Annotated in this window: 7 protein-coding genes; 1 reads left to right on the forward strand and 6 read right to left on the reverse strand. The window is 67.2% G+C overall.

Features of this window, described 5'->3' with window-relative positions; genetic code table 11:
- Positions 1 to 901, reverse strand: a 901-nt coding sequence (locus NON22_RS19195) for a serine/threonine-protein kinase (RefSeq protein WP_257388576.1), incomplete at its 3' end; no start/stop codon positions are given.
- A 167-nt stretch (positions 902 to 1,068) separates the two neighbouring features.
- Between NON22_RS19195 and NON22_RS19200 the strand changes: the two genes are divergently transcribed.
- Positions 1,069 to 1,398, forward strand: coding sequence for a DUF3301 domain-containing protein (locus tag NON22_RS19200; RefSeq protein WP_257388577.1), 330 nt, complete (start codon positions 1,069 to 1,071; stop codon positions 1,396 to 1,398).
- Positions 1,399 to 1,443: 45 nt separating this feature from the next.
- Here the strand turns inward: NON22_RS19200 and NON22_RS19205 are convergent, their stop codons facing one another.
- The 5 genes from NON22_RS19205 to petA all read right to left on the reverse strand — a co-directional run bounded on the left by NON22_RS19205 (position 1,444) and on the right by petA (position 5,444).
- Entirely contained in the window at positions 1,444 to 1,839 is a 396-nt protein-coding gene (locus NON22_RS19205) for a ClpXP protease specificity-enhancing factor (protein WP_257388580.1), read from the reverse strand.
- Between the two features lie 22 nt (positions 1,840 to 1,861).
- Complete coding sequence (locus NON22_RS19210; RefSeq protein WP_257388578.1) at positions 1,862 to 2,485, reverse strand: glutathione S-transferase N-terminal domain-containing protein; 624 nt, start codon at positions 2,483 to 2,485, stop codon at positions 1,862 to 1,864.
- 256 nt (positions 2,486 to 2,741) lie between these two features.
- Positions 2,742 to 3,575 (reverse strand): cytochrome c1, encoded by an 834-nt coding sequence (locus tag NON22_RS19215; RefSeq protein WP_425508007.1) that lies wholly within the window; start codon positions 3,573 to 3,575, stop codon positions 2,742 to 2,744.
- Entirely contained in the window at positions 3,571 to 4,845 is a 1,275-nt protein-coding gene (locus NON22_RS19220; RefSeq protein ID WP_425508006.1) for a cytochrome b, read from the reverse strand. The genes NON22_RS19215 and NON22_RS19220 overlap by 5 nt, the downstream gene beginning before the upstream one ends.
- A complete protein-coding gene (gene petA / locus NON22_RS19225) occupies positions 4,845 to 5,444 on the reverse strand; it encodes a ubiquinol-cytochrome c reductase iron-sulfur subunit (RefSeq protein WP_257388579.1) in 600 nt (199 codons plus the stop codon). Before petA ends, NON22_RS19220 begins: the two co-directional genes overlap by 1 nt.
- Positions 5,445 to 5,869: the final 425 nt, after the last annotated feature.

The raw sequence follows: 5,869 nt of genomic DNA on the forward strand, positions 1-5,869 counted from the left end.
CTCTTCCGATCTCCGGCTTGGCCGCTTCGGGCCGCGCGATCGCGACGGTCGCGGCCGCGGGCTTGGCGGCGGCGACCGGTTCGGTCGCATCGCCGTTCCGGCGCAGCGACACCGGCACGGCCTCGATGGCCGTGAGCACCTGGGCCGCGTCGACGTAGCGGTCCTTGGGATCCTTGGCCAGGCAGCGGTCGATGAGTTCCTGCCAGTGGGCCTGCGCGGCAGGCAGGCGCGGAATCGCCTCGAATACATGGGCATAGGCGACGGCGAAACCGTCGGCGCCGTCGTAGGGCGGCTTGCCGGTCAGGCCGTACCAGGCGAGCACGCCGAGGCTGTAGAGGTCCGACCGCGCGTCGATGTCGCCGCCGCGCGCCTGTTCCGGGCTCATGTAATGGCTGGTGCCGACCGAGAAGCCGGTGCTCGTGATGCGCGTCGCCTGGCTGGCCGCGAGCGCGATGCCGAAATCGGTCAGCACCGGATTGTCGGCCGAGTCGAACAGGATATTGCCGGGCGCCACGTCCCGATGCACGTAGCCGCGCTCGTGGGCGTAGGCCAGCGCCCGGGCCACGCCGGTCAGCACGCGCTTGAGCTCGCTTTCGTCGAGGCCGCGCTGCACGCGCGCCACGAAGTCGCCGCCGGGCAGGTACTGCATCGAGAAATAATGCAGCTGGTTCGGCGTCACGCCGACATCGAACACCTGCACGATGTTGGCATGGGCCAGCGAGGCCAGGGTGCGTGCTTCCTGCAGGAAGCGCCGCGTGAAGGTCGGGTCGGCCGCCAGCGCCGGCGACATGACTTTGAGCGCGACCTGGCGCTCCAGCGAGGTCTGCACGGCGAGATGGACGCTGGCCATGCCGCCCTGGCCGATCTCGCGCTTGATCTGATAGCCGGGTATTTCGATCACGGGTCTTCGCACTCCCCTGTACGTGGCGAATCCAGTCGAGGCGCCATTGTAAGGACTGTCACCCCCGCGTGGACGTGTCCTGCTGCGCATCGCGATGGCGATCCGGGCGACATCCGCGTGTTGAGATTCCCCGGACCCGGCTCCACACTGGCGCGATGATCGAAGCCATGCTGCTACTCGTCCTCGTCGGCGGTTCCGCCTTGCTCTGGCAGTCGGCGCTGCGTGCCCGCGACCGCGCCGTCCACGCCAGCCGCCGGCTCTGTGCCCAGGCCGGCGTGCAGCTGCTGGACCAGTCCGTCAGCCTGCGCCGGCTCGCTCTCGTGCGGTCGGGCTCGGGCCGGCTCGCCGTACGTCGTCATTACAGCTTCGAAGTCAGCACCGACGGCTCTAACCGCCATCCGGGCAGCCTGCAGTTCGACGGCGACCGGCTCGAGAATTTCAGCCTGCCGCTGCGCGCCGACGATCCGGCGCTGGCCGAGCTCGCCCGGCTGCACTGACCCTCGTCGCAATCCCCGAATCCTTGCGCCGGAACACGCCGCCGCTCACTTGATGACGCGCAGGTGGCCGCCTTTCTTGGCCGGTGCCTCGCTGTCGCTGCCGGCCGTGGTCGGCGGCGGCGATGGCGGCGCATCTTCGGCCGGGAACATCATGCCCTGGCCGTTTTCCTGGGCGTAGATCGCGAGCACGGCGCCGACCGGCACCTCGACGCGATGGCTCACGCCGCCGAAGCGCGCGTTGAAGCGGATCCAGTCCTTGCCGAGCTCGAGGCCGGCGACCGCGCGCGGCGCGATGTTCAGCACGACGCGACCGTCCTTGGCCGCCTGGGGCGGAACCACCACGCCGGGCCAGGCCGCATCGACGAGCAGATACGGCGTGAGGTTGTTGTCGCTGATCCATTCGTGGATCGCGCGTACGAGATAGGGCCGGTTCGAGCTCATGCCGGTCGCGCCGGCGTCGTTGTCAGTCACGCAACAATTTCTCGTCTGGGGTCAGGCTGCGGGTGAAGCCGGGATTGCGGAAGATGCGTTCGCCGTAGTCGTGTATGGCCTGCGCCTCGCGCGGCAGGCTGACGCCGAGGCTCTGCAGGCGCCAGATCAACGGCGCCAAAGCGCAGTCGGCGAGGCTCAGTTCGGGATTCAGGAAGAACTTCGCCGCCTTGAACAGCGGCAGCGCAGCGATCAACGCCTCACGCAGACGCTTGCGCGCGGCCTCCGAGCTCTTGCCGCTGCCCGCGCACTGCTCCACGAGCGGCAGCCAGTCCTGTTCCATGCGCACGATGGCCAGTCGCAGGCGCGCCCGCGACAGCGGATCGATCGGCATCAGCGGCGGATGCGGGTAGCGCTCGTCGAGGTATTCGGCGACGACGGTCGTGTTGTAGAGCACGAGTTCGCGATCGACCAGCGTCGGCAGGCTCTGCGTCGGGTTCAGATCGATCAGATCCTCGGGCGGCTTGGCCGGATCGACCGTCACCAGATCGTAGCTGACGCCCTTGGCAGCGAGGATCAGGCGTATGCGATGGCAGTGAACGCAATCGCGGGCCGAATACAGCGTGAGGATCGTGCGCGAACGGGTGCTCAAGGCCATGCCTCTCCCCTGACACGGTGCGGCGACCGTCCCCGGTCGCCTGCGCCGAATCTACTACGCGCCCAGGCGTTCGCCTAGCCGGAGAAAACCGGACCGGCCGACTGCCGGCAAACCGGCGGATGCCGGTAGACGACCGCCGCGGCGAGGGCACCGACCGGCGGGCTTCAGGCCCGCCGAGGGCGGTAGTCGCCGGCAATGCCGGGAAGCGCGCGGAGAAAGCCCGGCGCGGCAGCCTGCCGCCGCGCCGGGCACGACCTCAGTGCACGTCCTTCCAGTACTCCTTCTTCAGGAGCCAGGCCAGGAACGTGAAGAACGCGAGGTAGAGCACGACCCAGGCGCCGAGCTTCTGGCGCTGCAGTGCGGCGGGCTCGGCGGCGTACTGCAGGAACGCCGTCAGGTCGCGCACCGTCTCGTCGAACTGCTGCGCGTTCTGCGTGCCGGCGGCCGCGACTTCGAGATGCACGAGGCACTTGCCGTCGATCTCGGTCTTGCCTTCGGCGCAGACCTCGACTTCGCGCACGCCGTTGTTGCAACCCTCGGCCGGCGTGCCGGAGCACTTTTCCTGCTTCTTCTGCTTGGGTTCGAACGTCGCGTGCTGGCTGCCCTGCATCTCCCAGAGCACGTTCGGCATCGAGGCGCCCGGGAACACGACATTGTTCCAGCCCAGCGGGCGCGAGTGGTCGACGTAGAACGACTTCAGGTAGTTGTAGACCCAGTCCGGCCCCTTGGAGCGGCCTTCCAGCGACAGGTCCGGCGGCGCCTTGCCGAACCACACGGCCGCATCGGCCGCCGGCATCGACGAGACGACCGTGTCGCCGAACTTCGCGCCCGTGAAGTTCAGGTTCTGCATGACCTGATCCTCGCTGAGGCCGAGGTCGTCGGCCAGGCGCGAATAGCGCACGAACTGCAGCGAATGGCAGCCGACGCAGTAGTTGAAGAACAGCTTGGCGCCGCGCTGCACCTGCGCGATGTTGTCGGGACGCGTGTTGGCCGGCGGCATCCCGCCGCCGCTGTTGGCCAGGGCGGCCGGCGCGATCGAGGTCAACGCGACGGCCAGCGAAAGACCCAGCTTGGTCATGGCGTTCTTAATCATGCGCGGGCACCCGCTCCGGAACAGGCTTGGTGGAATCGCTCTTCGTCCATAGCGGCATGGTGATGAAGAACGCGAAGTAGATGAAGGTCAGCACGCGGCCGACGATGGTCTCGACCGGGTCGGTGCCCGGACCGGCGCCGATCTTGCCGAGCCAGATGAACGAGAACGCGAACAGGGCCAGCGCGACCTTGGAGATCCAGCCGCGGTAGCGGTAGGACTTGACCGGGCTGCGGTCCAGCCACGGCACGAGGAACAGGATCGCGATCGCCGCGAACATGGTCAGCACGCCGAACAGCTTGTCGGGAACCACGCGCAACATCGCGTAGTACGGCGTGTAGTACCACACCGGCTTGATGTGCGCCGGCGTCACGAGCCTGTCGGCCGCGATGAAGTTGTCGTGCTCGAGGAACCAGCCGTTGACGGTCGGCTCGAAGAAGATCACGAACGCGCAGATCGTCAGGAAGAAGCCGACGCCGAACAGGTCCTTGACCGTGTAGTACGGATGGAACGCGATGCCGTCGAGCGGCTTGCCGTTCGCATCTTTTTTCTTCTTGATGTCGATGCCTTCGGGATTGTTGGACCCGACTTCGTGCAACGCAGCCAGGTGCAGCACGACCAGCAGCAGCAGCACGAGCGGCAGCGCGACGACGTGCAGCGCGAAGAAGCGGTTCAGGGTCGCGTCGGCCGGCAGGTAGTCGCCCATGATCCATTCGACGAGCGAGTCGCCGACCATCGGGATCGCGCCGAACAGCGAGATGATGACCTTGGCGCCCCAGAACGACATCTGGCCCCAGGGCAGCACGTAGCCCATGAAGGCTTCGGCCATCAGCACGAGGTAGATCAGCATGCCGAGCAGCCAGACGAGCTCGCGCGGCTTCTGCGCCGAGCCGTACAGCAGGCCGCGGAACATGTGCAGGTAGACGACGATGAAGAACGCCGACGCGCCGGTGGAATGCATGTAGCGGATCAGCCAGCCCCACTCCACGTCGCGCATGATGGTCAGCTCGACCGACGCGAACGCCTGCGAGATGCCCGGCGCGAAATCGGCCGCGCTGGGCTTGAAGTGCATGGTCAGGAAGATGCCCGTGACGATCTGGTTGACCAGGACGAGCAGCGCGAGCGAACCGAAGTAGTACCAGAGGTTGAAGTTCTTCGGCGCCCAGTATTCCGACATGTGCTTGCGGTACATGGGACCGAACGCCGCGGCGCGGTAGTTGAACCACTCCTGCAGGCCGGAGACGGCGCGTTGGATGCGGGACGTGGCCATTACGCGGCTCCTTCCGGCTTGACGCCGATGACCAGCGTCTTGTCGTCGGCGAAGTGGTAGTCCGGCACCTTGAGGTTGGTCGGCGCGGGCACGCCCTGGAACACGCGGCCGGCCATGTCGAAACGCGACTTGTGGCAGGGGCAGAAGAAGCCGCCCTTCCACTCCGCGTCGAACGGCTCGGGCTTGATCTCACCGTGGAACTTCGGCGAGCAGCCCAGATGGGTGCAGACGCCGATCATGACCAGCCACTCTTCCTTGATCGAGCGGTACAGGTTCTGCGCGTACTTCGGCTGCTGGTCCGTGTTCTTGGACTCCGGATCACGCAGACGCGAATTCAGCGAGGCCAGCGCCGCGACCTGCTCGGGCGAACGGCGCACGATCCAGATCGGCTGGCCGCGCCATTCGGCGATGACCATCTGGCCGACTTCGATCTTGCTGATGTCCTGCTGCACGGGCGCGCCGGCGGACTTCGCCTTCGCACTCGGCAACCAGGTCTTGATGAATGGCACTGCCGCTGCGAGGGCACCTGCACCGCCGACGACTGCAGTCGTGGCCGTGAGGAACCGACGGCGGCCATGATTGACGCCTTCGTTCGCCATCCGGGTCTCCGGTTCAATACTTGGGAATACGTTCGGGGTCGTCGCGCCCGGCTGCACCGGCCCGCCGCAATCGCCGTGGCCGCGGAAGCGTTTCCGCGCCGACCGTCGCTGCGTGCCGCTGAAGACGAAGCCTGCTGCCGGATCACCGGCCCGCGTGACGGCTGGCCCCAAAAATCGTGTTAGTTTAACGACTGAACCGGCAGCGCACAATCAAACCTGCCGCCCGCTGCGGCCCGTTGCAACGCGCCCGCGCCTTCCTTGGACAAGACATGAAACCCGCGTTCCGCGCGCTCGCCTTCGTGCTGCAATTCGCCACCCTCGGTCTCGCCATCGCCTTCATCGTCACGCGCCTGTGGCCCGACGTGCCGGCGCGCCTGCGCGGCGAGCCCGTCCCGGCCACAGCCGGCGCGGTGGCGCCCGCCGCA

Origin of the sequence: Tahibacter caeni, assembly GCF_024609805.1 — a bacterium.
Classification (GTDB): domain Bacteria; phylum Pseudomonadota; class Gammaproteobacteria; order Xanthomonadales; family Rhodanobacteraceae; genus Tahibacter; species Tahibacter caeni.

Bases quoted from the DNA above. Each gene is read 5' to 3' on its own strand.
- NON22_RS19200 (WP_257388577.1), top strand. From the start codon at position 1,069: ATGCTGCTACTCGTCCTCGTCGGCGGTTCCGCCTTGCTCTGGCAGTCG.
- petA (WP_257388579.1), bottom strand. From the start codon at position 5,444: ATGGCGAACGAAGGCGTCAATCATGGCCGCCGTCGGTTCCTCACGGCC.
- NON22_RS19210 (WP_257388578.1), bottom strand. From the start codon at position 2,485: ATGGCCTTGAGCACCCGTTCGCGCACGATCCTCACGCTGTATTCGGCC.
- NON22_RS19220 (WP_425508006.1), bottom strand. From the start codon at position 4,845: ATGGCCACGTCCCGCATCCAACGCGCCGTCTCCGGCCTGCAGGAGTGG.
- NON22_RS19205 (WP_257388580.1), bottom strand. From the start codon at position 1,839: ATGAGCTCGAACCGGCCCTATCTCGTACGCGCGATCCACGAATGGATC.